Below are 21,808 nucleotides of genomic sequence, written 5' to 3' on the forward strand. Positions count from 1 at the left end.
TCAGCCCCCGATCGCGGACATCGGGCGGGTGGGCTGGAGGAAGCTCGGGTCGTCGATGCCGTGCCCGGGCAGCTTGGACAGCGTCGCGATCCGCCAGCGGTCGGCGATCTCCGCGTCGTCGGCCCCGCCGCGCAGCGCGCTGCGCAGGTCGGACTCCTCGCGGGCGAACAGGCAGTTGCGGATCTGCCCGTCGGCGGTGAGCCGGGTCCGGTCGCAGGCACCGCAGAACGACCGGGTCACCGAGGCGATGACGCCGACGGTCAGGCCGGTGTCGTCGACCAACCAGCGCTCGGCCGGGGCGGCGCCCCGCTCCTCGACGTCCGGCGTCAGTGTGTGCGTCGCGGTGAGCCGGGCCAGGATGTCCTCGGCGGTCACCATCTCCCCGCGCGTCCAGGCGTGGTGGGCGTCCAGCGGCATCTGCTCGATGAAGCGCAGCTCGTAGCCGTGCTCCAGGCAGTACTCCAGCAGCGGGACGGCGTCGTCCTCGTTGATGCTCCGCAGCAGGACGGCGTTGACCTTGACCGGCGTCAGGCCGGCGTCCCGGGCTGCCTGCATGCCGGCGAGGACGTCGGGCAGCCGGTCGCGGTGGGTGATCTGCTTGAACCGCTCGCGGTCCAGGGTGTCCAGGCTGACGTTGATCCGGTCCAGGCCGGCGGCCGCCAGGGCCGGTGCCATCCGGGACAGCCCGATGGCGTTGGTGGTCAGGCTGACCTCCGGGCGGGGGCGCAGCGCGGTGGTCGCCGCGACGATGCCGGGCAGCCCGGGGCGCAGCAGCGGCTCCCCACCGGTGAACCGGACCTCCTGGATGCCGAGGTGCTCGACGCCGATCCGGACCAGCCGGACGACCTCGTCGTCGGTCAGCTGCTCGACCTTGGGCAGCCACTGGAGCCCCTCGGGCGGCATGCAGTAGGTGCAGCGCAGGTTGCACCGGTCGGTCAGCGAGACCCGCAGGTCGGTGGCGGTGCGCCCGTGCCGGTCGACGAGCCCGCCAGTGCCCGGCGTCACCTTCGGGCGCACCCGCGGGTCGGGGAGGGGGCTGGGAGTCGTCACCACCCGAATGTAGTGCTGGTGGGGCAGCTGGGTGCGGTCGTGGCGGACGCCGTCTCGACCGGACGGCGACTGCTACGTTCGCGGAGCCACCCGAGGGTCCGGCGGGCACCCCCGCACTCGCCTGTGGCCAGGAAGCGCGAGCAGCCGTGTCACCCCACGCCGTCTTCACCCCCCGCACCGTCTTCAGCCCGTACGCCCGGCTCTTCACCGTCCCCGGCGCCCGGGCCTTCTCCCTCGCCGGCTGGTTCGCCCGGGTGCCGATGGCCACCGTGGGCCTGGGGTCGGTGCTGCTCGTCCAGGCGGAGTCGGGCAGCTACGCCCTCGCCGGTGCCATCGCCGGGACCCTGTCGCTCGCCTTCGCCGTCGCCAGCCCGCAGTGGGCCCGGGTGATGGACCGGTACGGCCAGAGCCAGGTGCTGCGCTGGACGGCGCTGGCCTACCTCGTGCTGGGGCTGTCGTTCGTCGCGGTGGTGGTGACCGGCGCACCGGTCTGGACCTGGTTCACGCTGGCCGTGCTGGCCGGGGGGAGCGGCACCAGCATCGGCTCGGTGGTCCGCAGCCGCTGGGCGCACGCGCTGGACGACCCGGCCCAGCGGCAGACCGCCTTCGCCTTCGAGTCGGTCGCCGACGAGGTCGTGTTCGTCACCGCACCGCCACTGGTCACCTTCCTCGCCGCGCTGGTCTCCCCGCCCGCCGGGTTCCTGACCGGGCTGCTGGTCGGCGTCATCGGCGGGCTGGTGATGTCCCGGCTGGAGGCGACCGCGCCGCCGGTCGCCCCCCGGGTGGCCGGGCAGCCGCACGTGCGGATCCGGGTGCTCACCGCGGGGCTGCTCGCCGTCGCGGTCACCTACCTGGCCATGGGCGCGGTCTTCGGGGCGATGGACGTCGTCGTGGTGGGCTTCGCCGACGCGGAGGGCCGGCCGGCCGTCGCCGGGTTGGCGCTGTCGGCCTACGCCGCGGGCAGCCTGGTCGCCGGGCTCGCCTACGGCGTGGCCCGGCTGCCCGGCACGCTGGTGACCCGGTTCCTCGGCTGCGCGCTGCTGTTCGCCGTCGCCGCGCAGACGCTGTACCTGGTCAGCTCGCTGACGATGCTGATCGCGCTCGCCTTCCTGGCCGGCCTGACGATCGCCCCGGTGCTGGTCGCCGGGATGTCGCTGGTGGAGTCCCGGGTGCCCCGCGCGTCGCTCACCGAGAGCCTCACCTGGACGTCGACCGGCCTGACCGTCGGGGTCACCGCCGGCTCGGCGCTGGCCGGCACGGCGGTGGACCGGTGGGGGGCGGAGGCGGCCTTCGCCGTCCCGGCCCTGGGGGCGGCGCTCACCGGGGTGCTCGGGGTGGCCGCTTGGGCGGTGCTCCGCCGGCCGACCGAGCTGGCCGCCGAGGTGGCTCCCGTGATCTCGCACTGACCGGCCTGCCCGGGGCCACCGCCGTACCATCGGACAGACCGTCCGCGCCACCTGAGGAGACCCGGCACCACGATGAGCACCGTCCCGAGCACGGAGCTCCGTCCCGACGCCGCGACCGGTGAGGTGCTGGCGCAGGCTGCCCGGCGGCGGACGTTCGCGGTGATCAGCCACCCGGACGCCGGGAAGTCGACGTTGACCGAGGCCCTGGCCCTGCACGCGCGGGTGATCGGGCAGGCCGGTGCGGTGCACGGCAAGGCCGGGCGGCGGGGCACGGTGTCGGACTGGATGGACATGGAGAAGGCCCGCGGCATCTCCATCACCTCCGCCGCGCTGCAGTTCGAGTACCGGGACACCGTGGTGAACCTGCTGGACACCCCCGGGCACGCGGACTTCTCCGAGGACACCTACCGGGTGCTGACCGCTGTGGATGCGGCGGTGATGCTCATCGATGCGGCGAAGGGCCTGGAGGCCCAGACGATGAAGCTGTTCGCCGTCTGCCGGCACCGGGGCATCCCGGTGATCACGGTGGTGAACAAGTGGGACCGGCCGGGCAAGGACGCCCTGGAGCTGATGGACGAGGTCGCCGAGCGCACCGGGCTGGCGCCCACCCCGCTGACCTGGCCGGTGGGCATCTCCGGTGACTTCCGCGGGGTGCTGGACCGCCGCGACGGCACCTACCGGCGGTTCACCCGCACCGCCGGCGGGGCGACCATCGCCCCGGAGGAGACGCTCACCCCCGCGGCCGCCGAGGCCCGGGAGGGCATCGACTGGACCCGGGCGGTCGAGGAGAACGAGCTGCTGGACGCCACCGAGGCCGACCACGACCAGCAGCGGTTCCTGGACGGGGAGACGACGCCGGTCATCTTCGCCTCCGCGGTCTCCAACTTCGGCGTCGGCGCGCTGCTGGACGTGCTGGTCGACCTGGCCCCGCCGCCCGCGCCGCGACCCGACGCCGAGGGTGCCCTGCGGCCGGTCGAGGCGTCGTTCAGCGCGTTCGTGTTCAAGGTGCAGTCCGGCATGGACGCCGCCCACCGCGACCGGCTGGCCTACATCCGGATCGCCTCCGGGGTCTTCGAGCGCGGCATGGTCGTCACCCACGCGACCACCGGCCGGCCCTTCGCCACGAAGTACGCCCAGCACGTGTTCGGCCGGGAGCGGGAGAGCGTCGACACGGCCTACCCCGGCGACGTCGTCGGGCTGGTCAACGCCAACGCGCTGCACGTCGGCGACACCCTCTACGCCGGCACGAAGGTCACCTTCCCGCCGCTGACCACCTTCGCGCCCGAGCACTTCGCGGTGATGCGCGGCAAGGACACCGCCAAGTTCAAGCAGTTCCGCCGCGGGGTCGGCCAGCTCGGCTCCGAGGGCGTGGCCCAGGTGCTGCGCTCGGACCGCCGCGGCGACCAGGCACCCGTGCTCGCCGTCGTCGGCCCCATGCAGTTCGAGGTGGCCGCGCACCGGATGGCGCAGGAGTTCGGCGCGCCGGTCGAGCTGGACCACCTGCCCTACCAGGTCGCGGTGCGCACCGACGCCGCCTCCGCCCCCGCGGTCGCCGCGGCCCGCGGGGTGGAGGTCTTCGAGCGCGAGGACGGCGAGCTGCTGGCGCTCTTCATGGACAAGTGGGACCTGCGCTCCCTCCAGCAGCGCAGCCCGGAGCTGACGCTGGAGCCGATGGTGGCCGCACAGCTGAGTTGATCGACGGCAGGGCCGAGGCGACACACTGTCGCGATGACCACGCGCCAGTCCCCCAGCCACCCGGCTCCGCTGGACGCCGGCACCCGGGCCGCCCGGGCCGCCGGCAACGCCGGCGAGCCCACCGTCGAGTTCGCCGAGGCGACCCCCTACGAGCAGTACGTGGGCGTCCGCCAGCTGCAGGCGCTGGTGCGGCCGGTGACCGAGCACCCGGCCGAGCCGGCGTTCCTGGTGGTCACCCAGGTGATGGAGCTGTGGTTCACGCTGCTGCGCCGGGAGTGGGAGTTGGCCCAGCAGCAGCTGCGGGCCGACGACCTGGACGCCGCGATCGGCTCGATCCGCCGGTCGGTGCACCACCTCCGGTCCCTGGACGCCAGCTGGGGCTCGCTGCTGTGGCTCACCCCGGCGGAGTTCAACGGCTTCCGCGACCAGCTCGGTGAGGCGTCGGGCTTCCAGTCCTACGAGTACCGGCACGTGGAGTTCCTGCTCGGGCTCAAGGCGGAGTCCGTCGTCCGGCCGCACCGCGGGCTGCCGGTGGTGCACGCGGACCTGCAGCGCGCGCTGGCCGCGCCGTCCCTGGAGGACGACGTCCTGGCGTACCTGGCCCGCCGCGGCCTGCCCGTGCCGGCTCCCGTGCTCGAGCGGGACCGCACGGTGACCCACGAGCCCGATCGCGCCGTCACGGCGCTGTGGGCCGAGGTCTACACCGACCCGCGGCCGGGCAACGAGCTGTTCACCCTCGGCGAGGCGCTCACCGACGTCGCCGAGGTGTTCACCACCTGGCGGCAGCGGCACGTCACCGCCGTCCGCCGGGCGATGGGCGCCAAGCCCGGCAGCGGCGGTTCGGCCGGCCTCGCCTGGCTGGAGCGCAGCGCCGCCCGGGTGGTCTTCCCGGACCTGTGGGCGGCCCGCACCGTGGTCTGAGCCGCATTCCCGGTCCATCGGTGAGATCAGTCGCGGGTAGCGACCGTGAGCCCGGGTAAGGGTGTGACAGGCCGGTCGCGCCCCATGAGGTCGCGCGCCGCCACCCAGACCGTCCGACGCTTGGAGGACCCCCCATGGCCACCGTGCCCACGATCACCCTGAACAACGGCGTGCAGATCCCGCAGTTGGGCTTCGGCGTCTTCCAGATCAAGCCCGAGGAGACCGTCGAGGCCACCCGCACGGCCCTCGAGGTCGGCTACCGGCACATCGACACCGCCGAGATGTACGGCAACGAGGCCGAGGTCGGCGAGGCCGTGCGCCAGTCCGGCGTGCCGCGCGAGGAGGTCTTCGTGACCTCCAAGCTCAACAACGGCTTCCACGCCCGCGACGACGCCCTGAAGGCCTTCGACGGGACGATGGACGCACTCGGCTTCGAGTACCTCGACCTGTTCCTCGTCCACTGGCCGCTGCCGGGCATCGACGTCGACTACATCGAGACCTGGAAGGCCATGGAGGAGATCTACCACTCCGGCCGGGTCAAGGCGATCGGCGTCTCCAACTTCAACGCCCACCACCTGAACCGGCTGTTCAGCGAGACCGACGTCCGCCCGGTGGTGAACCAGATCGAGGTGCACCCCTACTTCGCGCAGAACGACCTGCGGGCGTTCAACGCCGACCACGAGATCCGCACCGAGGCCTGGGCGCCGATCGCACAGGGCAAGGTCCTGGACGACGCGACCCTCATCCGGGTCGGCGAGCGGCACGGCAAGAGCCCGGCTCAGGCCACCCTGCGCTGGCACGTCCAGCGGGGCGACATCGTCTTCCCGAAGTCGGTCACCCGCGCCCGGGTCGAGCAGAACTTCGACCTGTTCGACTTCGAGCTCACCGAGGACGACATGCGTGAGATCGACGGTCTCGACCGCGCCGACGGCCGCAACGGCCCGAACCCCGACGAGTTCAACTACATCCCCAGCTGATCGAAGGACCCCCTCGCACCCCACCACTCGCGAGCTCGTGGGGGACCCTGCGAGGGGGCCGCTCCAGCGGGTCGCCAGCGGCCGTCGTCCCCTCGGGGACGGCGGCCGTTGGCCTGCCCGGGGCCTGTGCACGCCGTTCGTCTGCTGTGCACGTGCTGCAGCCCGGGCGGTGCGTGCAGAACGCATGCGGAGTGCCGCGGCAGCGGTCTCAGCGGGGCGCTGCGGTGAGCAGGGCGGCCCGGACGACGGCGAGCACGGTGTCCCGGTCCACGCCGTCCTCCTGAGCGGTGCGGGCCAACTCGGCCGCCAGTGCGCGGACCCGCTGCTCCCGCGGCGCAGGCGCGGCGGCGCCCCCGGTGACCACGGTGCCGGTGCGGCGGCGGCTGGCCACCAGCCCGGCGGCCTCCAGCTCGGCGTACGCCCGGGCCACCGTGCCCGTGGCCACGCCCAGGTCGGCGGCGAGAGCGCGCATGGTGGGCAACCGCGCGCCGTCGGCGAGCACCCCGCTCTGCACGTACGTCGCGATCTGGCCGCGGATCTGCTCGTAGGGCGGCGTCGGACTGGCGACGTCCACCGTGATGTCCAGCCCCATGGACGTCAGACGGACGCCGGCTGGTCCGCCGGCACGCCGGGCGCGCGGACGAACCCGACGACGAGGCCGGCGAGCATCGTCAGCAGGCCCGGCAGCCCGCCGGCCCACCCCGGCAGGGGCAGGGCGCCGACGTTGGACACCGCCATCCCGCCGACCAGCATCAGGCCACCGGCCACCACCAGGGTGGCCCCGACGGCGGCCCGGAGCACCCGGTGCGCCGATGCCCGGCGGAGTGCGGTCTCGATCCGGTCGTCCTCGGTGGCGACGGCGGGCCGGTTGGCGACCACCCACAGCGCACCGACGGTGACCACGGCGAGCACGAGCAGGCCGATCGCCGCCGGCCGGCCGTAGAAGAGGCCGGGGAACGGGCTGGCCGTCGACCAGGCCGGGTTGCCGTAGGCCGTCGAGCCGTGGGTCACCCGCCGTCCGGTCTCGTCGGCCAGGAGGGCGCCGCCGACGAGCACGGCGGCAGCGAGCGCGGCCGAGAGGACCGCCGCCCGCACCAGCCAGCGGGGCGCGGCGTCCAGCACGCCCCGCCGCACCAGCCGGGCCCGACGCACCGCACCCTCCGGTCGGGGCCAGGTCAGCTCTCCGGCGGCGAGGACCAGGGTGTGCACGATGCCGAAGACGATCGGGACCAGCAGGGCCGTGACCCCCAGGCCGCCGGGGGAGGTGTTCCCCACCTCGCGAGCCGCGGTGGCCAGGGCGGCGGCGGCCCCGAGTGCCACGGCCGCGACGGAGGCGGAGCGGGCGTGCCGGCGGGCGGCCGCCACCGAGGCCTCCCGGCTCGGCGGTGATCGTCGGACGACGCCCACGACGAGCGCGACGGCGCCGGCCAGCACCAGCACGGCGAGCAGCGGTACCAGCGCCACGACGGCCTCCATGAGTCATTGAGTCAAGTGATTGACACAATGGCGCACGATGGCGCAGTGCACAAGCCTGCAGCTGGAGGGGTACCCGCTACTCGGTGGTGACGAAGTCGATGAGCTCCTCCACCCGGCCGATCAGCGTGGGCTCCAGGTCGGTCCAGACACTCACCCGGGCCAGGATGCGCTGCGCCCAGACGTAGCCGGTGTCGTCCTCCCAGCCCAGCCGCTTGCAGACGCCGGTCTTCCAGTCCTCGCCCTTCGGGACCGTCGGCCAGGCCTTGATGCCGACCACCGAGGGCTTGACGGCCTGCCAGATGTCGATGAAGGGGTGCCCGACGACCAGGGCGTGGGCGCCGGTGATCTGGGCGGCGATCCGGGACTCCTTCGAGCCGGTCACCAGGTGGTCGACGAGCACGCCCAGGCGCCGTCCCGACGACGGGCGGAACTCCTTGACGATCCCCGGCAGGTCGTCGACGCCGTGCAGCGGCTCGACGACGACCCCCTCGATCCGCAGGTCGTGGCCCCAGACCTTCTCCACCAGCTCGGCGTCGTGCTTGCCCTCCACGTAGATCCGCCCCTCGCGGGCCACCCGCGCGCGGGCGCCGACCACGTAGGTCGAGCCGGAGGCGCTGCGCTGCGGGCCCGAGGGCGCGTTCTGCTTCGGCCGCACCAGCACGACCGGTCGACCGTCGACCCAGAAGCCGGGGCCCAGCGGGTAGGCCCGCACCCGGCCGTGGCGGTCCTCGAGGTGGACGACGTCCTTCTCGCACCGCACGACGGCGCCGACGAACCCGCTGCTGGGGTCTTCGACGACGACGTCCTTGAGCGCCTCCACCTGCGGTGAGGGCTTCTTCTGGGTGCGCGGGTGGACCAGGTTGTCGTAGGGCGAACGAGGAGGCACCCGCCCATGCTCGGCGTGCTCCCCGCCCGAGCCGGGTGCGACACGCCCGGTGTGACCGGTTCCCGCAGGTCCACGGCGTGTCGGGACGGCGGTGCGTCGCCCGCCGGATCCCGCATCGACCTGCGAGGACGCAGCCCGTGGTCGGCGTCGGGTCGGCGACACGCACTACCACGACGCCGAATCGATCAGGGGATCGCCGTTTTGTCCGGGCCGTGGCGGGCAGTTCAGAGAGCGAGACAGTACGACCCCCGAACAGAGGAGCGGAACACATGATCGGCACCGAGACCCTCGACCGCGTCATCGGCGCAGACGTCATCGACGCCGACGGCAACAAGATCGGTACGGCCTCCGAGGTGTTCCTCGACGACCAGTCGGGCGCCCCCGAGTGGGTCACCGTGAAGACCGGCATGTTCGGCACCAAGGAGTCGTTCGTCCCGATCCGGGACGCGAACCTGACCGGCGACGGCCTGCGTGTCCCCGTGAGCAAGAGCGCGGTGAAGGACGCCCCGCGCATCGACTCCGACGGCCACCTCTCCCCGGCCGAGGAGACCGAGCTGTACCGCCACTACAACATGACGGAGACGGCTGTCGCCGCGCCGGCCGCCGGTGCCCCGGTCGCCGACACGACGACGACCACGGCCGACACCAACCGGCACGGCACCGTGGGCCACGACACCTCCGGTCCCACGACCGACGACGCCATGACCCTCTCCGAGGAGCGCGTCAACGTCGGCACCCAGCACGTCGAGACCGGCCGCGCCCGGCTGCGCAAGTACGTCGTGACCGAGAACGTCACCGAGACCGTCCCCGTGTCGCACGAGGAGGTCCGGGTGGAGCGCGAGCCCATCACCGACGCCAACCGTGGCAAGGCCACCGATGGCCCGGCGATCTCCGAGGAGGAGCACGAGGTGACGCTGCACGCCGAGCGTCCCGTCGTGGAGAAGGAGGCCGTGCCGGTGGAGCGCGTGCGCCTGGGCACCGAGACCGTCACCGAGCAGCAGCAGGTGAGCGAGACCGTCCGCAAGGAGCAGGTCGACACCGACCAGGTGACCGACGAGAAGCGTCGCTGACCTCTCGCAGTCGCACACCGCAGAGCGCCCGTCCCGGTACACCGGGGCGGGCGCTCTGCTGTCCGGCCCCGCATCCCGCCGCCGGCCCGGGGGCCTCCGTCAGTCGGTGGCGGGGGGCAGGGGGTCGCCGGGGCGGGGCATGACCGGCGCGCCGGCCTCCTCCTCGAGCACCTCGGCCGCCGAGCCCACGATCAACGGATCGGGCGTGCCGACGGCGGCCGGGTCCTTGCCGGTGTAGTCGAAGCGGGCCAGCACGTGCCGCATCGCCTCCAGCCGGGCGCGCTTCTTGTCGTTGCTCTTGATCACCGTCCACGGGGCGTGGCCGGTGTCGGTGTGCAGGAACATCGCCTCCTTGGCCTCGGTGTAGGCATCCCACTTGTCCAGCGAGGCGAGGTCGGTGGGGGAGAGCTTCCACTGCCGCACCGGGTCGATCTGCCGGACGATGAACCGGCTGCGCTGCTCGCCCCGGGTCACCGAGAACCAGAACTTGACCAGGTGGATGCCGCTCTCGACGAGCAGCTGCTCGAACTCCGGGGCCTGCCGCATGAACCGCAGGTACTCCTCCGCGGTGCAGTAGCCCATCACCCGCTCGACGCCGGCGCGGTTGTACCAGGAACGGTCGAACATGACGATCTCGCCGGCGGCCGGCAGGTGCTGCACGTAGCGCTGGAAGTACCACTGGGTCTTCTCGCGCTCCGACGGCTTGTCCAGGGCGATCACCGTCGACCCGCGCGGGTTGAGGTGCTCGGTGAACCGCTTGATCGTGCCGCCCTTGCCGGCGGCGTCCCGGCCCTCGAACACCAGCACCAGCTTCTGGCCGGTGCCCTTCACCCAGCCCTGCAGCTTCAGCAGCTCGATCTGCAGCCGGCGCTTCTCGATCTCGTACTCGCGCCGCTCCATCCGCTCGCTGTACGGGTAGCCCTCGCGCCAGGTGTCGACCCGGTTGCCGTCGGGGTCGAAGAGCTCCCGGTCGTCGTCCCAGTCCTCGTCGGAGTGCGTGTCCGGCAGGGCGTTGAGCCGCCACCGGGACAGGTCGAGGACAGGTGACGGCGTGCCCTCCGGGGCGCGGTCACGCATCTGCTGGGTCACGTCGTCTCCGGTCTGCGGGGTCCAGGTGCCACGTGCGAGGTGCTCGCCCCGATCCTGCCCGGATGCGGCTCGTCCTGCCCAGCCCGGTGGTCAGGGTGCGCCGACCCGTGCGCGCACGTGCCGGAGGTGGCCGATCAGCTCGTCCCCGATCCGGCCCCAGGTCCGCTCCGCCACCGAGGGCCGGGCCCGGTCGGCGGCGGCGCGGAGTGTGGCCGGGTCGTCGCGCAGTCCGGCGACCATGGCGGCCAGCAGGTGGGGGTCGTCCCCGGCCCAGAGCCAGCCGTTCTGCCCGTGCCGGACCAGGTCCAGTGGGCCGCCCGAGGCGGCCACGACGGCCGGGACACCCGCGGCCAGCGCCTCCTGGACCGCCTGGCAGAAGGTCTCGTCGGCCCCGGGGTGCACGAAGAGGTCCAGCGAGGCGACGACGGCGCCCAGTTCCGCCCCGCCGAGCTGGCCGAGGAAGTGGGCGCGCGGCATCCGGCGGGCCAGCTGCCGGCGCTGGGGTCCGTCGCCGACGACGACCAGCCGGACGCCGGGCAGCTCGCTGAGCGGGGCCAGCAGCTCCAGCCGCTTCTCCACCGCCAACCGGGCGACCACGCCCACCAGCAGCTCCCCGTCCGGCGCCAGCTCACCGTGGAGACCCGGGTCGCTGTGCCACGGGGCGAACTGGTCCAGGTCGACGCCCCGCCGCCACAGCGTGACGGGGCCGATCCCGTGACGGGCCAGCATCGCCAGGCTCGCCGTGGACGGGGCCAGGGTCAGGTCGGCGGTCTCGTGCACCGAGCGCAGGTACCGCCAGGCCGCCGCTGGGCCGCCGGGGAGGCGGTAGCGCTCGGCGTAGGCGGCCAGGTCCGTCTGGAACACGGCGACCGACGGCAGCCCGAGCGAGCGTGCGGCACGGGCCGCCGCCAGGCCGAGGACGGCGGGGGAGGCCAGGTGGACGACGTCGGGGGCCAGTCGGCCGAGCACCTCGGCCAGGTCGCCGACCGGGCGCGCCACGGAGAGCTGCCGGTAGCCGGGCAGGCGCATCGACCGCACGGTCGCGACGTCCACCCAGGCGCCGCAGCGGGACTCGTAGCCCGCGCCGGACGGGGCCACGACCACCGGGTCGTGGCCGCGGACGGCGAGGTGGTCGACCAGCCGCAGCACCGAGGTGACCACCCCGTTGACGGCGGGCATGAAGGTCTCGGCGACCACCGCGACGCGCATGCCCACGCCGCCGGACGGCGGTGGGGCCACGACCGGCGCGGGCAGCGGGACGTCCACGCACCCGGCGGTGTCCGCCGGTACGACGTCCTCACGCAACACGCGCGGCCCCGGGGTGGGTCGGGGTGACGGTGGGCCGGCGGACCGGCGGCCGGCGGGCGGGCACCCGGGGCCGGCGCGGGTGGGCCGCGACGACGGGCCGCCGCGCCTCGGTGACCGCGGCGACCGCGTACTCGGCGAGCGCGGCCAGTTCCCGGCGGTCGGCGCCGGCCGGGTCGAGCGCCGGCAGCAGGTGCACCTCCACCACCAGGCCGCGGACGGCGACCACCCGGGCGATGCTGCGCCACAGCGGCTCGTCGGCCAGGTAGCCGGCGACCGCGGTGGGGGCACCACCGTCGACCCGGTACCGGACGGCGACCGGGCAGACCGGTGCTGCGGCGTCCACGGCGGCCTGGAAGAAGGCGGGGCGGAAGCGGCCGAGCTCCACCCCGCACGCCGTCGTCCCCTCCGGGTGGACGGTCACCGCCGTGCCGGACCGCAGCAGACCCGCGGCCTGGGCGACCGCGGCCGGGAGGGTCCGGATGCGTGCCCGGTCGAGCAGGACGACGCCGGTACGGCGCGCCAGGCCGCCGAGGACCGGCCAGTCGCCCACCTCGCGCTTGGCGACGGGCACCCCCGGCACCACGGTGAGCATCGCCAGGTCGTCGACCCAGGAGACGTGGTTGCTGACCACCAGGTGGCCCGGGCCGCGCCCGGCACCTGCCCGCGGCCAGGCCGCGGACGGCGCGCTGACCTCGACCCGCACCCCGGCGGCGGTGAGCACCCTGGCCGCGGCGCAGACGACCAGCCGACGGCGGCCCCGTGCGCCGGTCCACGGTGCCCGCAGCGCGGCCGCCCCGGTGCCGGCGAGCGCGACGCCCAGGCGGAGCCAGCGGCGCCGCCGCGTCGCGGCGTCCACGGTCGGGACGGGGTCGGCCGTGCAGGCGGTGGTGCAGGCGGAGACCGGCAGCCAGCTCATCGGTCGCCACCGAGCAGCCGGGCGCGCACCCGGTCGGGGATGTCGGCGACGGCCAGGAGCACGTACAGGTCGGCGGTTCCGAATGCCGGGTCGTAGGCGGGCCGGCCGCACACCCGGGCGCCCAGCCTCAGGTACGCCCGGAGCAGCGGGGGCACCACCAGACGCTCCGGCTGCGGTGGCGCCACGACGTCGAAGGGCAGGCGCGGCACCACCCGGAGGGCTGCGGGGGCGAGGTGGCCGGTGCGCACCGCCTCCCAGACCCCGGCGACGGTGGCGCCGCCGTCGGTCAGTGGGACCGAGGCGCAGCCGGCCAGGTGGGTGGCGTCGCGCTCCAGCACGTAGCGGAGGACGCCGGACCAGAGCGCGGTGATCACGGTGCCGGTGCGGTGGTCGGGGTGCACGCAGCTGCGGCCGGCCTCGACCAGCCCGGGGCGCAGGGCGGCGTGGCGGGAGAGGTCGAACTCGCCGTCGCCGTAGCTGCGGCCCGCGGCCGCGGATCGCTCGGGCGGCAGCAGCCGGTAGGTGCCGACGACCTCGCCGGTCGCCTCGTCGCGCACCAGCAGGTGGTCGCAGAGCTCGTCCCACTCGTCGACGTCCCGTTCGAGGGCGGCGGCCGCGGGGTCCAGCAGGGCGCCGCCCTCCCGGGCGAACACGCTCCAGCGGAGCCGCTGGGCGGCGGCGACGTCGTCGGCGTGGGTGGCCAGGGCGGTGGTGTAGCTGCGGCGGGGGGCCGGCAGGGCAGTGGTCACAGCTGCGGTCACGACGACACCTCGGGTGTCGGGAGGCCCCTGGACGAGGCCCGGACGCCGCCAGCGTCAGCGGCCGAGGTGTCCGGCGGGTGGCCGCGGACTGGCGAGCCCCCGGCGGACGGGCGAATCCCGCCCCGGGTGTCCGCCGATCGGGTGACCGGTCAGGGGACGATGCGCTCGGCGAGCTCCTCGGCGAAGCTGCGGGCGGCGTCGGCCTCGGCGGCGGCACGCTCGCGCAGGTCGGCCATCGCCGGGACCCGGTCGGCCAGGGTCAGCTGCAGGGTGATGACCGAGACCGTCATGCCGAAGGATCGTCCGAGCACCAGCTCCAGCGGCGGCACGGTGTGGTCCCAGCTGGCCTGCTCGCCGCCGGCGTCGTAGCTCGCCCCCCGGCTGGAGACGATGACGGCGTGCCGCCCGGCCAGTGGCCGGGCCTCGTAGTCGCCGAAGGGCACCGTCGCGCCCAGCACGTGCACGTGGTCGAGCCAGGCCTTGAGGGTGGAGGGCAGCGACCAGTTGTACATCGGCGCGCCGACCAGCAGGACGTCGGCGGCCAGCAGCTCGTCGAGGTAGACGTGCTGCTGTGCCTCGGCGGCCGGGTCGACGACCTCCTCGGGCGTGCGCAGCCGGGGGGTCCAGTGCAGGGCGGCGTCGGGCAGGTGCGGCGGCGGGTCGGCCTGCAGGTCCCGGGAGGCCACGGTGAACTCCGCGCCGCGGTCCTGCCAGCCCCGGGCGAAGGCGGCGGTGACCTCCCGGGAGGCGGAGGTGCGCGGATCGGCGGACGAGTCGAGGTGCAGCAGGTGCGGCATCGAGGGCTCCCGGGGCTGGGGGTGGGCGGGGTCGCCGGGACCCACCCAAGCAGTGCCGGGCGCCGGGACGTCGGTCGGGGCGGATGTTCCACGTGGAGCATCCGGCGCTCAGTCCAGCGAGACCCCGTCGACGTAGCGCCACCGGCCGTCCTCGCGGGCGAACCGGCTGTGCTCGTGCTGGGCTCCGCGCACCCCGCCGGCGCGGTGGTGGGCCCGGAACTCCACCGTGCCCTCCGGTGCCAGCAGGGTGCCGCCGGTGGTGGCCAGCACCTCCAACCCGGTCCAGCGCACCGCGGGGTCGAGGTCGAGGGTGCGGGGCCGGGTGCTGGAGTGCCAGGTGCTCAGCAGGTACCCGGCGTCCACGACCGCGAAGGCGCTGTAGCGCGAGCGCATCAGCTGCTCGGCCGTCCCCGCGGTCGCCGTCCCCGCGTGCAGCCGGCCGCAGCACTCGGCGTAGGGCAGGCCGGTGCCGCACGGGCAGTGTCGGGGAGCCACCCGTTCAGTCTCCAGGAGCGGATCAGTCGGTGCCGGCCTCCATCGCCGCGCGGTCCAGCAGCTCGTCGTGCTCGGAGACCTGGCCGCGCGAGGCGATCGCCTCGGCGCCGCCCTGCTGGGTGGCGTCGATCAACCCAGTCGAGGCGGCCTGGGCTGCACCGATGGACGTCGGGGTGGCGCCGCCGACCATGCCCATCCGGGCGTACTGCTCCAGCTTGGCCCGCGAGTCGGCGATGTCCAGGTTGCGCATGGTCAGCTGGCCGATCCGGTCGACCGGCCCGAAGGCGGAGTCCTGGGTGCGCTCCATGGACAGCTTGTCCGGGTGGTAGCTGAAGGCCGGGCCGGAGGTGTCCAGCACCGAGTAGTCCTCGCCGCGCCGCAGCCGCAGCGTTACCTCACCGCTGACCGCCATGCCGACCCAGCGCTGCAGCGACTCGCGCAGCATCATCGCCTGCGGGTCCAGCCAGCGGCCCTCGTACATCAGCCGGCCCAGCCGGCGGCCCTCGGAGTGGTACGTGGCCAGCGTGTCCTCGTTGTGGATGGCGTTGACCAGCCGCTCGTAGGCCGCGTGCAGCAGGGCCATCCCCGGTGCCTCGTAGATGCCCCGGCTCTTCGCCTCGATGATCCGGTTCTCGATCTGGTCGGACATGCCGAGGCCGTGCCGTCCGCCGATCGCGTTGGCCTCCAGCACCAGGTCGACCGGGGTGGCGAACTCCTTGCCGTTGATCGTCACCGGCCGGCCGTACTCGAAGCCGACCGTGACGTCCTCGGCGGCGATCTCGACCGTCGGGTCCCAGAACTTCACGCCCATGATCGGCTCGACGGTCTCGATGCCGGTGTCGAGGTGCTCGAGGGTCTTGGCCTCGTGCGTCGCGCCCCAGATGTTGGCGTCGGTGGAGTAGGCCTTCTCCGCGCTGTCCCGGTAGGGCAGGCCGTGGGCGACCAGCCACTCCGACATCTCCTTGCGGCCGCCGAGCTCGGTGACGAAGTCGGCGTCCAGCCACGGCTTGTAGATCCGCAGCCCCGGGTTGGCCAGCAGGCCGTAGCGGTAGAACCGCTCGATGTCGTTGCCCTTGTAGGTGGAGCCGTCGCCCCAGATCTGGACGCCGTCGGCCAGCATCGCCCGCACCAGCAGGGTGCCGGTGACCGCGCGGCCGAGCGGGGTGGTGTTGAAGTAGCTGCGGCCGCCGGAGCGGATGTGGAAGGCGCCGCAGGTCAGCGCCGCGAGCCCCTCCTCGACCAGGGCGGCCCGGCAGTCGACCAGCCGGGCGAGCTCGGCGCCGTAGGCGGTGGCGCGGCCGGGCACCGAGCCGATGTCGGGCTCGTCGGCCTGTCCGATGTCCGCGGTGTAGGTGCAGGGCACGGCGCCCTTGTCGCGCATCCAGGCCACCGCGACCGAGGTGTCGAGACCGCCGGAGAAGGCGATGCCGACGCGTTCGCCGACGGGCAGGGACGTGAGCACCTTGGACATGGACACGAGTATGCATTGCACTGTATGACCATGCAAAGCCGGGTCGGGTGACCCGCGTCGCGTCCTAGCGGTGGGTCTCCAGCCGGCCGGCCAGCGTGCCGGCGAACCCCTCGGCGACGGCCAGCTGGTCGCGCAGCGCGGCGACCCGGGCCGTGGCGGCCTCGTGGAACTCGCGCAGCCGGGTCAGCAGCTGCTCGCGGTCGCCCGTGCCGTGCTCGAGGTCCTGGAGCAGGGTGAGCAGCTCCTGCATCTCCTCCAGCGAGAAGCCCAGCGGCTTCATCCGCTTGATCACCTCGAAGCGGGCGACGTCTGCCTCGCTGTAGAGCCGGAAGCCCCCCTCGGTGCGGCTCGTGGGGACGACGAGCCCGTTCTCCTCGTAGAACCGGATGGTGCGCAGGCTCAGCCCGATCCGCTCGGCCACCTGGCCGATCTGCATCAGCTCGCCGTGCCCGGCCACCTCAGTGCCCCCCGGCCAGCTGGCCGGTGTGCCGCTCGTAGCGGTCGGCCGAGTGCTCGCTCAGGCCCACGATCTGCACGGTCTTGCCGCGCGTCTCGTACTTGTGCGTGATCGCGTCCAGGGTGGCGACGGTGGAGGCGTCCCAGACCTGGGCGCCGGACAGGTCGATGACGACGTCGGCGGGGTCGTCGGCGTAGTCGAACTGCTGGTAGAGGTCGTTGCTGGAGGCGAAGAACAGCGCGCCGTGGACGGCGTAGAAGCGCGTCGTCCCGTCCGGGCTGGTCGTGCTGGTGACCTCGACGAGGTGGGCCACCCGGCGGGCGAAGAGCACGCAGGCGACCAGCACGCCGACGCCGACGCCGATGGCGAGGTTGTGCGTGGCGAGGGTGACCGCGACGGTGGAGAGCATCACGACGGTCTCGCTGCGCGGCATCCGGTGGATGGTGCGCAGGCTGTGCCAGTCGAAGGTCGCGATCGACACGAAGATCATCACGGCCACCAGCGCGGCCATCGGGATGATCGCCACGATGTCGCCGAGGACGACGACCAGGACCAGCAGGAACACCCCGGCGAGGAAGGTCGACAGCCGGGTGCGGGCGCCGGAGCGCACGTTGATCATCGTCTGGCCGATCATGGCGCAGCCGCCCATGCCGCCGAAGAAGCCGGTGACGATGTTGGCCACGCCCTGCCCCCAGGACTCGCGGGTCTTGTCCGAGTGGGTGTCGGTCAGGTCGTCGACCAGCTTGGCCGTCAGCAGGGACTCCATCAGCCCGACGAACGCCACGCCGAGGGCGTAGGGGGCGATGATCGTCAGCGTCTCCCAGGTGAACGGCAGGTCCGGGATGCCGAACAGCGGCAGGTTGTCGGGCAGCTCGCCCTGGTCGCCCACGTTCGGCACGGTCAGGCCGACCGCCACGGTCAGCCCGGTGAGCACCACGATCGACACCAGCGGGGCCGGGACGACGCTGCTCAGCCGCGGGAGCAGGAAGATGATCGCCAGCCCGGCGGCCACCATCGGGTAGACCAGCCAGGACACGTCGACCAGGTACGGCAGCTGCGCCATGAAGATGAGGATGGCCAGCGCGTTGACGAAGCCGACCATGACGCTGCGCGGCACGAACCGCATCAACCGGGCGAAGCCGGCCAGGCCCAGCAGCACCTGGAGCACCCCGCCGAGGACGACGGCGGCCAGCAGGTACTCCAGCCCGTGGTCACGCACCAGCGGGGCGATGACCAGCGCGATCGCCCCGGTGGCGGCGCTGATCATCGCCGGCCGGCCACCCGTGAAGGCGATCACCACCGCCATCGTGAACGAGGCGAAGAGCCCGACCCGGGGGTCGACCCCGGCGATGATGGAGAAGCTGATCGCCTCGGGGATCAGCGCCAGGGCCACCACGAGGCCGGCGAGCACCTCGGTGCGGGCCACCTTCGGCGCCAGCCACGCGGGGCGGCCGGGTGCGGAGAGTGCGGTCGGGAGGGACATGCCACCGTCTTCGGGTCGTGCGCCCATCGGGCGCAAGCGGCCGGAGCAGCGGTGATCCGGGTCTGAGCGGCCGTCGCGGCCGCTCGCGTCGCCGACACCCTACCCTCACGTCACGGGAGGTCGGTGGAGCGACCCGCCGGGGCTGACACCATGCCCCCGCGGTGGCTCAGGCGTCGATGACCACCGGGATGATCATCGGGGTGCGGCGGTGGGACCGGTTCGCCCAGTTGCCGACGGCCTTGGCGATCAGCGACTCCAGCTGGGCGGCGTCCTTGACGCCGTCGGCCGCCGCGCGGGCCAGCTCCCGCTCGATCAACGGCACCGCGGCGTCGAAGGACTCGGCCTCGTGGACGAAGCCGCGGGCCAGGAAGTCGGGGGCCTCCACGAGCTGCCCGGTGTTGGCGTCGACGATCGCCACGACGGTGATCACGCCCTCCTCCGCGAGGGTGCGCCGGTCCTTCAGCGAGGCCTCGGTCGCGCCGCCGACGGTCGAGCCGTCGACGTAGACGTTGCCGGCGGACACCTTGCCGGTGATCGAGACCCGGCCGTCGACCAGGTCGATCACCGAGCCGTCCTCGGCGATGACGACCCGGCTCGGGTCGACGCCGGTGCGGATCGCCAGGTCGGCGTTGGCCCGCAGGTGCCGCGCCTCCCCGTGCACCGGCATGACGTTGCGCGGCTTGACGATGTTGTAGCAGTACACGAGCTCGCCGGCGCTGGCGTGCCCGGAGACGTGCACCTTGGCGTTGCCCTTGTGGACGACGTTGGCGCCGATCCGGGTGAACTCGTTGATGATCCGGTAGATGGCGTTCTCGTTGCCGGGGATGAGCGAGCTGGCCAGCAGCACCGTGTCGCCCTCGGAGATCCGGATGACGTGGTCCCGGTTGGCCATCCGGGACAGCGCCGCCATCGGCTCGCCCTGGGAGCCGGTGCAGACCAGGCACACCTGGTCGGCGGGCAGCTTCTCCAGCACCTTCATGTCGACCACCAGGCCCTTGGGCACCCGCAGGTACCCCAGGTCGCGGGCGATCCCCATGTTGCGGACCATCGACCGGCCGACGAAGGCGACCTTGCGGCCGTGCGCGTGCGCGGCGTCGAGGACCTGCTGGATGCGGTGCACGTGGCTGGCGAAGCTGGAGACGATGACCCGCTTGGGGGCGGTCCGGAAGACCGTGTCGATCGCCGGGGTGAGCTCACCCTCCGACGTGGTGAAGCCGGGGACGTCGGCGTTGGTGGAGTCGGTGAGGAAGAGGTCGACGCCCTCCTCGCCGAGCCGGGCGAACCCGCGCAGGTCGGTGATCCGCTGGTCCAGGGGGAACTGGTCCATCTTGAAGTCGCCGGTGTGCAGCACGAGGCCGGCCGCGGTGCGGATGGCCACGGCGAGCGCGTCGGGGATGGAGTGGTTGACCGCCAGGAACTCCAGGTCGAAGGGGCCGAGCCGCAGCTCGTCGCCCTCCGCGACCTGCTCGGTCACCGGGGTGATCTTGTGTTCCTTGAGCTTGGCCTCGATGAAGGCCAGCGTCAGCTTCGACCCGATGACGGGGATGTCCCGCCGCTCCCGCAGCAGGTACGGGACACCGCCGATGTGGTCCTCGTGCCCGTGCGTCAGGACGACGGCCACGATGTCGTCCAGCCGGTCCCGGATGGAGGTGAAGTCCGGGAGGATCACGTCGATCCCGGGCTGGTGCTCCTCGGGGAAGAGCACGCCGCAGTCGACGATCAGCAGCTTGCCGGCGTGCTCGAAGACGGTCATGTTGCGGCCGATCTCACCCAGGCCACCGAGGGCGACGACCCGCAGGCCGTTGGGGGCCAGTGCCGGAGGGGTGCCGGGGTCGCGGCGAGAGCGGCTCATGCCCTTCACGCTACGTGCGCGGGACCGGCGAGCTGCCGCCGGTCCCGGCGCGTCTGCATCCGACCCGGCGCCTGCCGGCGAACGTCTGGTGTGGAGTCGCTCGCCCGGGACGAACACCAGTGGGTCGTCCAGCCGTTGCTCGATGCCGGCCTGCCGCTCGACGAGATCCGCTCCCTGGTGTTCGGCCTGGCCTTCCAGGGCGTCCTGAGCGAGGGGCGCGAGGTCCTCGCCTGCATCCGGGACCTCGTCGCCGACCGGCCCGCGGAGGTCCGCGCCGCCTGGTCGGAGGTGGTCCACCGGCTGTTCCTGCTGGAGCCCCCGACGTAGGGGGCGGCTCAGCCGCGATCGGGCCCGGCGGACCCGGCCGGGTACTCCTGCAGCGGCACCTCACCCGCCGACCAGGCGGCCAGGATCGGCTCGACGATGCGCCAGGACTGCTCGGCCTCCACGTCGCTGATGGACAGGGTGGCGTCCCCGGCCAGCACCTCCCGGAGCAGCAGCCCGTAGGCCGACAGGTCGTTCGGGGGCAGGTCGATGTCCAGGGCGCGGCGCTCGAGGTCGAACGGCTCGCCGGCCCCGTTGAGGTTCAGCTCCAGCGTGACGTGGTCGGGGTCGAGGCCCAGTCGCAGCACGTCCGGCTGGAGCTGCTGGTCACCGAAGGCCAGGTGCGGCACGGGCTTGAACCAGATGGCGATCTCCCGCCGGCCCGCGCCCAGCGCCTTCCCGCTGCGCAGCCGGAACGGCACGCCCGCCCAGCGCCAGTTGTCGATCGTCACCGTGAACTCGGCGTGCGTCTCGGTCTCCCGCGCCGGGTCGACGCCCTCCTCGCTGGTGTAGTCCGGCAGCTCCCGGCCCTGGACGGTCCCGGCGGTGTACCGCCCGCGCACGGTGTCCCGGGCCATGTCGGCCGGGGGCCGGACCGCCCGCAGGACGTCGGCCTTGCGGGCGGACAGGCTGGCGCCGTCGACCGCGTTCGGCGGCTCCATCGCCACGAGGGCCAGCTGCTGGAGCAGGTGGTTCTGCAGCATGTCCCGCAGCGCGCCCGCCGTGTCGTAGTAGCCGGCGCGCCCCTCGAGGCCGAGCGTCTCGTCGAAGACGATCTCGACCCGGTCGACGTGCGAGGCGTTCCAGACCGGCTCGAACAGCCGGTTGGCGAAGCGCAGCCCCAGGACGTTGAGCACGGTCTGCTTGGCCAGGAAGTGGTCCGTGCGGAACGCCCGCTCCTCCGGGACCAGCCGGTGCAGGACGGCGTTGAGCTGCCGGGCGTCGGCCTCGTCGCGGCCGAAGGGCTTCTCCACGGCGATCGTCGTCTCCTCGGGCAGCTCGACCTCGGTCAGTGCCTCCAGGGTGGGGAGGAAGACGGTGTTCGGCAGGGCCAGGTAGACCACCGGGCGCCCCGGCACGCGGGCCAGCACCTGCCGCAGGTCCTCGGGGGCGGTGACGTCGCCGCGCTGGTAGCCCAGCCGGTCGAGCAGACGGTCCTGGGCCTCCTCGGGCACGTGCGTGGCGTGCTCGGCGAGCCGGTCGCGTGCCCACTCCCGGTACTCCTGCTCCGACCAGTCGTCCCGGCCCACCGCCAGCACGTCGACGTCGCCGTCGAGCGCATCTGCCTGGACCAGCTGGGCCAGCCCCGGGAGGAGGAGGCGGCCGGTGAGGTCACCCGTCCCGCCCAGCACCACGAGGGTCGCCTGCATCGTC

General features: G+C 73.5%; 21 protein-coding genes. 6 read left to right on the forward strand and 15 right to left on the reverse strand.

Annotation, left to right across the window (positions count from 1 at the left end; all coding sequences use genetic code 11):
• A complete protein-coding gene (moaA, locus tag O2V63_RS14560) occupies nucleotides 1-1,050 on the reverse strand; it encodes a GTP 3',8-cyclase MoaA (protein ID WP_269168278.1) in 1,050 nt (349 codons plus the stop codon).
• 146 nt (nucleotides 1,051-1,196) lie between these two features.
• Here moaA and O2V63_RS14565 point away from each other — a divergent pair, with 146 nt between their 5' ends.
• The 4 genes from O2V63_RS14565 (at nucleotide 1,197) to O2V63_RS14580 (ending at nucleotide 6,049) form a co-directional block, all read left to right on the forward strand.
• A complete protein-coding gene (locus O2V63_RS14565) occupies nucleotides 1,197-2,456 on the forward strand; it encodes an MFS transporter (protein ID WP_269168279.1) in 1,260 nt (419 codons plus the stop codon).
• A 72-nt stretch (nucleotides 2,457-2,528) separates the two neighbouring features.
• Nucleotides 2,529-4,151, forward strand: coding sequence for a peptide chain release factor 3 (locus O2V63_RS14570; protein ID WP_269168280.1), 1,623 nt, complete (start codon nucleotides 2,529-2,531; stop codon nucleotides 4,149-4,151).
• Nucleotides 4,152-4,184: 33 nt separating this feature from the next.
• Nucleotides 4,185-5,072 carry a tryptophan 2,3-dioxygenase gene (locus O2V63_RS14575; protein WP_269168281.1) on the forward strand — a complete coding sequence of 296 codons (888 nt, stop codon included), beginning with the start codon at nucleotides 4,185-4,187 and terminating at the stop codon, nucleotides 5,070-5,072.
• Nucleotides 5,073-5,206: 134 nt separating this feature from the next.
• Nucleotides 5,207-6,049 (forward strand): aldo/keto reductase, encoded by an 843-nt coding sequence (locus O2V63_RS14580; RefSeq protein ID WP_269168282.1) that lies wholly within the window; start codon nucleotides 5,207-5,209, stop codon nucleotides 6,047-6,049.
• 208 nt (nucleotides 6,050-6,257) lie between these two features.
• Here the strand turns inward: O2V63_RS14580 and O2V63_RS14585 are convergent, their stop codons facing one another.
• The 3 genes from O2V63_RS14585 to O2V63_RS14595 all read right to left on the reverse strand — a co-directional run bounded on the left by O2V63_RS14585 (nucleotide 6,258) and on the right by O2V63_RS14595 (nucleotide 8,411).
• Entirely contained in the window at nucleotides 6,258-6,641 is a 384-nt protein-coding gene (locus O2V63_RS14585) for a GntR family transcriptional regulator (RefSeq protein ID WP_269168283.1), read from the reverse strand.
• Nucleotides 6,642-6,646: 5 nt separating this feature from the next.
• On the reverse strand, nucleotides 6,647-7,513 hold the full coding sequence (locus O2V63_RS14590; protein WP_269168284.1) for a hypothetical protein: 867 nt from the start codon (nucleotides 7,511-7,513) through the stop codon (nucleotides 6,647-6,649).
• An 88-nt stretch (nucleotides 7,514-7,601) separates the two neighbouring features.
• Entirely contained in the window at nucleotides 7,602-8,411 is an 810-nt protein-coding gene (locus O2V63_RS14595; RefSeq protein WP_036335399.1) for a DUF3097 domain-containing protein, read from the reverse strand.
• Nucleotides 8,412-8,680: 269 nt separating this feature from the next.
• Here O2V63_RS14595 and O2V63_RS14600 point away from each other — a divergent pair, with 269 nt between their 5' ends.
• A complete protein-coding gene (locus O2V63_RS14600; RefSeq protein ID WP_269168285.1) occupies nucleotides 8,681-9,481 on the forward strand; it encodes a PRC and DUF2382 domain-containing protein in 801 nt (266 codons plus the stop codon).
• A 99-nt stretch (nucleotides 9,482-9,580) separates the two neighbouring features.
• On the opposite strand, the gene ppk2 is transcribed toward O2V63_RS14600, so the two are convergent.
• The 10 genes from ppk2 to O2V63_RS14650 form a co-directional block, all read right to left on the reverse strand.
• Nucleotides 9,581-10,570 carry a polyphosphate kinase 2 gene (gene ppk2 / locus O2V63_RS14605; protein WP_269168286.1) on the reverse strand — a complete coding sequence of 330 codons (990 nt, stop codon included), beginning with the start codon at nucleotides 10,568-10,570 and terminating at the stop codon, nucleotides 9,581-9,583.
• Nucleotides 10,571-10,660: 90 nt separating this feature from the next.
• Nucleotides 10,661-11,836, reverse strand: coding sequence for a glycosyltransferase family 4 protein (locus O2V63_RS14610; RefSeq protein ID WP_269168287.1), 1,176 nt, complete (start codon nucleotides 11,834-11,836; stop codon nucleotides 10,661-10,663).
• 31 nt (nucleotides 11,837-11,867) lie between these two features.
• The gene (locus O2V63_RS14615) at nucleotides 11,868-12,794 is read right to left on the reverse strand and encodes a lysophospholipid acyltransferase family protein (protein ID WP_269168288.1); all 927 of its coding nucleotides are present in this window, start codon (nucleotides 12,792-12,794) and stop codon (nucleotides 11,868-11,870) included.
• On the reverse strand, nucleotides 12,791-13,555 hold the full coding sequence (locus O2V63_RS14620; RefSeq protein WP_269168289.1) for a GNAT family N-acetyltransferase: 765 nt from the start codon (nucleotides 13,553-13,555) through the stop codon (nucleotides 12,791-12,793). The genes O2V63_RS14615 and O2V63_RS14620 overlap by 4 nt, the downstream gene beginning before the upstream one ends.
• Before the next feature lie 149 nt (nucleotides 13,556-13,704).
• The gene (locus O2V63_RS14625; protein WP_269168290.1) at nucleotides 13,705-14,352 is read right to left on the reverse strand and encodes an FMN-dependent NADH-azoreductase; all 648 of its coding nucleotides are present in this window, start codon (nucleotides 14,350-14,352) and stop codon (nucleotides 13,705-13,707) included.
• Nucleotides 14,353-14,460: 108 nt separating this feature from the next.
• Nucleotides 14,461-14,847 carry a YchJ family protein gene (locus O2V63_RS14630; RefSeq protein WP_269168291.1) on the reverse strand — a complete coding sequence of 129 codons (387 nt, stop codon included), beginning with the start codon at nucleotides 14,845-14,847 and terminating at the stop codon, nucleotides 14,461-14,463.
• A 22-nt stretch (nucleotides 14,848-14,869) separates the two neighbouring features.
• Nucleotides 14,870-16,318 carry an argininosuccinate synthase gene (gene argG, locus O2V63_RS14635; RefSeq protein ID WP_269168292.1) on the reverse strand — a complete coding sequence of 483 codons (1,449 nt, stop codon included), beginning with the start codon at nucleotides 16,316-16,318 and terminating at the stop codon, nucleotides 14,870-14,872.
• A gap of 64 nt (nucleotides 16,319-16,382) precedes the next feature.
• A complete protein-coding gene (locus O2V63_RS14640; protein ID WP_269168293.1) occupies nucleotides 16,383-16,775 on the reverse strand; it encodes a MerR family transcriptional regulator in 393 nt (130 codons plus the stop codon).
• Between the two features lies 1 nt (nucleotide 16,776).
• Complete coding sequence (locus tag O2V63_RS14645; protein WP_269168294.1) at nucleotides 16,777-18,258, reverse strand: SulP family inorganic anion transporter; 1,482 nt, start codon at nucleotides 18,256-18,258, stop codon at nucleotides 16,777-16,779.
• 166 nt (nucleotides 18,259-18,424) lie between these two features.
• The gene (locus O2V63_RS14650; protein ID WP_269168295.1) at nucleotides 18,425-20,110 is read right to left on the reverse strand and encodes a ribonuclease J; all 1,686 of its coding nucleotides are present in this window, start codon (nucleotides 20,108-20,110) and stop codon (nucleotides 18,425-18,427) included.
• A gap of 90 nt (nucleotides 20,111-20,200) precedes the next feature.
• Between O2V63_RS14650 and O2V63_RS14655 the strand changes: the two genes are divergently transcribed.
• Nucleotides 20,201-20,437, forward strand: coding sequence for a hypothetical protein (locus tag O2V63_RS14655; RefSeq protein ID WP_269168296.1), 237 nt, complete (start codon nucleotides 20,201-20,203; stop codon nucleotides 20,435-20,437).
• An 8-nt stretch (nucleotides 20,438-20,445) separates the two neighbouring features.
• Here O2V63_RS14655 and O2V63_RS14660 read toward each other — a convergent pair whose 3' ends face one another.
• On the reverse strand, nucleotides 20,446-21,804 hold the full coding sequence (locus tag O2V63_RS14660) for a glucose-6-phosphate dehydrogenase (protein ID WP_269168297.1): 1,359 nt from the start codon (nucleotides 21,802-21,804) through the stop codon (nucleotides 20,446-20,448).
• Between the last annotated feature and the right edge of the window lie 4 nt (nucleotides 21,805-21,808).

This window comes from Modestobacter sp. VKM Ac-2977 (assembly GCF_026968045.1).
GTDB lineage: Bacteria > Actinomycetota > Actinomycetes > Mycobacteriales > Geodermatophilaceae > Modestobacter.